Genomic DNA, 2,666 nt, shown 5'->3' with positions numbered 1-2,666 from the left:
ATGCACGAAAACTTTCGGTTAGGCGCTTAGCTGCACCCGTCGTCAGGCCAAAAAACTGCTCTCCATCCGAGCGCCGATATGCAACTCTGTAGTTCTCCGCAGCTATTTTGCTGAAAGTATTAAAGCGTATCCGACCTTGTTCGGAAAAATCGTTTTCATCGGCATAGAGTATTTTTGCCTCTTCACCATATAGCGCGTTTTTTGAGTATCCAAACAGCTGTTCTGTCGCAGAATTCACATAAACCAAACGCCGACTTGCGTCGGTAACGACAACGGCTTCTTCAAAAGCGTCGAATACTTCGGTGAATAGGGATAGTGAAATCGAATTTACGCCGCCGTCATCAACCAAAGCTTTAGTCGTTTCTTCTAGCTTATCGTCTTTCATAGACACACCTTTCATGAAGCCATGCGACTTTATCCAGCAATAGTTGACACTAATTTAAGCGATCATTCGGGCTTCGAAGGCCTCTGGGCTGATCATTTCCCGTTAGCACTGTGCCGCCGTTGTTTATTGTACTCTACGATGCACTCAAACACCTGACACCTCATATCGCATCGCATTTTAAATGGCTCCCCATGAATCGCCGCCCCACAGTACCTTTTATGATCTGCTCCTGCATGTTGAGTCTGACATCCATGATAGCTCTCTAGGCGAGTGAAGGTGACTCAGACAAGCAGTAGCATACAAAACGGCAATTCCCATTAGCAGGCTAATAGATGCTAATAAGCTGTGGCATGGCAGGTAGCCACTTTCACGGCTTTCAAACCTTTGGTAGATTCAGTTTATGCCTAATTATTTTGGGAGGGGTGAAGGTTCTGCTAACTCATGAGTTCGCAGAACTACTTTGCCTTTCTTGAACTGTTTGATCTCATTGATACCGTCTAGAATCTCTGCCCCAAGGTTTCTATCAACCATTTTTGATTGCCTCCGCTATTTGCTTGAGCATGTGCCCAGGAATACTGGCACGCTCCGTTTTACTGTACAGCGTGAGCATCCATATCTCGTGATCGGATGCTTTCATCAAGTTGGTCAGAACGCTTTGTGCTAACACAAATTGCCATCTATTCAGGCTTTTTTCACAAACTGGGCGGTGACCATCATGTCGCCAGCGCCATCGACCTTGCAGTCGAGCTGGTGGTCTTTGCCCTCTTTGAGCCGCTTGATAACCGCCTTGGTGCCAATTTTAAGCACCAGTGAGCTGCCTTTGACCTTGAGGTCTTTGATAAGCGTCACCTTATCGCCTTCAGCAAGCAGACTGCCATTGGCATCTTTCACCGTGACGGCGTCTTCCGCTTCAACCTCGGAAGGATTCCATTCGTGGGCGCATTCCGGGCAGATGAAAAGGCTTTGATCCTGGTAGACGAATTCAGATTGGCAATTGGGGCAAGGTGGGCATGACATGGGAGGAAACTTCTGTGGTTGGATTGGCTGCTTATGATACTGAGCCTTTGCAGCCTTGGCGAATGCACACAGGCAGGTTCACTGGGAAGCGGTGCCTGTTGATGGCTCAGTGTTTGAATCGTCGCGGGCTAAAGCCACCTCCTACGGGGCGTTTTTATAGTTGGGGATGATGGGTTGGCTACCTGAAGATAGGCATAATTTGATTAGCTGTTTTGCCCTCTTCCTAGTTTGAGAAAATCTCTTGATAATAGGGCATAGCCTATATAGGATAAAACCTATAAACAAAAGAGGTCTCCATGTGGTCTATCGAGCAAACAGACACATTTGAAGCGTGGTTCTTCTCATTGGAAGAAATTGAACGTGAGAACGTTCTGGCTTCTGTACTTCTTCTACGTGAACGAGGCCCGATGCTTTCAAGGCCGCACGCTGACACTGTAAACGGCTCGCAGCATTCCAACATGAAGGAATTGCGTGTTCAGTGCCAGGGACGTCCTATCAGAGTATTTTTTGCGTTTGATCCACGTCGCACAGGCATCTTGCTATGCGCAGGCGATAAAGGTGGAAATGACAAGCGCTTCTATAATGAGATGATTCCAGTCGCCGATAAAGAATATACGGCTCACCTGGAAACACTAAAGTGAGGTGGTAACCATGGCACGCAAACTGGAAGACTTGTTAGCAAAAGAAAAGCCAGAGATCGTTGCGGCAGCTGAGGCGAAAGCCAACGATATGTTATTCGAGATCAGGCTTGCCGAAATTCGTCAGCTAGCGGAGAAAACCCAAGCAGACATAGCTATTGCGATGGGAGTAAAACAACCCACCGTCGCAGGACTTGAGAAAGTTGGCCAGGATATGCGCCTTAGTTCACTCAAACGCTACGTCGAAGCGCTAGGCGGCCGAGTCCGTGTCGATATAGAACTTCCCGATGGAAGTCATCATGGCTTCCCTGTATAGCTGTCCCCAACAAGCTGTTTAGACTTACGCCGTTTTTTAGTAATGCATCACACCTCGAATACTTAGATCAAACCGGCTCCAATTGCCAGCCTTGCTCGGTTGCTAGCAGGCGGTCTGTTAGCGCTAGGTTTTCCAGAAAGGCATCGTCGTGGGATACCACCACTAACGCGCCTTGGTAACTGCGCAGCATGGTTTCCAGTGCTTGTGCTGAAGGCAGGTCAAGATGGTTATTTGGCTCGTCCAGTAGCAGTAGTTGCGGTGGGCAATCGGCGTAGAGGATGCAGGCCAGTGCGCCTTTCAGGCGCTCGCC

Annotated in this window: 4 protein-coding genes and 1 pseudogene; 2 read left to right on the top strand and 3 right to left on the bottom strand. The window is 48.4% G+C overall.

The window, feature by feature from the left end; translation table 11 throughout:
• The coding region (locus tag INT22_RS01380; RefSeq protein ID WP_193067532.1) for a PAS domain S-box protein at positions 1-385 on the bottom strand (385 nt) is incomplete at its 3' end.
• Between the two features lie 681 nt (positions 386-1,066).
• The gene (locus INT22_RS01375; protein ID WP_193067531.1) at positions 1,067-1,402 is read right to left on the bottom strand and encodes a zinc ribbon domain-containing protein YjdM; all 336 of its coding nucleotides are present in this window, start codon (positions 1,400-1,402) and stop codon (positions 1,067-1,069) included.
• Positions 1,403-1,698: 296 nt separating this feature from the next.
• Between INT22_RS01375 and INT22_RS01370 the strand changes: the two genes are divergently transcribed.
• Both INT22_RS01370 and INT22_RS01365 read left to right on the top strand, forming a co-directional pair.
• Complete coding sequence (locus INT22_RS01370; RefSeq protein WP_095603866.1) at positions 1,699-2,043, top strand: type II toxin-antitoxin system RelE/ParE family toxin; 345 nt, start codon at positions 1,699-1,701, stop codon at positions 2,041-2,043.
• Between the two features lie 10 nt (positions 2,044-2,053).
• Positions 2,054-2,356 carry an XRE family transcriptional regulator gene (locus tag INT22_RS01365; RefSeq protein ID WP_193067530.1) on the top strand — a complete coding sequence of 101 codons (303 nt, stop codon included), beginning with the start codon at positions 2,054-2,056 and terminating at the stop codon, positions 2,354-2,356.
• Between the two features lie 67 nt (positions 2,357-2,423).
• Here the strand turns inward: INT22_RS01365 and INT22_RS01360 are convergent.
• Positions 2,424-2,666 (bottom strand): annotated as a pseudogene (locus INT22_RS01360) (ABC transporter ATP-binding protein); the annotation flags it as partial.

The organism is Halomonas sp. 3D7M (assembly GCF_014897885.1).
Classification (GTDB): Bacteria; Pseudomonadota; Gammaproteobacteria; order Pseudomonadales; family Halomonadaceae; genus Vreelandella.
Note: the sequence above shows the minus strand (reverse complement) of the source record. Positions and strands in the feature narration are given on the sequence as shown.

Excerpts from the sequence above, each read along its gene's own strand:
- INT22_RS01375 (WP_193067531.1), bottom strand. The coding sequence starts at position 1,402 with ATGTCATGCCCACCTTGCCCCAATTGCCAATCTGAATTCGTCTACCAG.
- INT22_RS01365 (WP_193067530.1), top strand. The coding sequence starts at position 2,054 with ATGGCACGCAAACTGGAAGACTTGTTAGCAAAAGAAAAGCCAGAGATC.
- INT22_RS01370 (WP_095603866.1), top strand. The coding sequence starts at position 1,699 with ATGTGGTCTATCGAGCAAACAGACACATTTGAAGCGTGGTTCTTCTCA.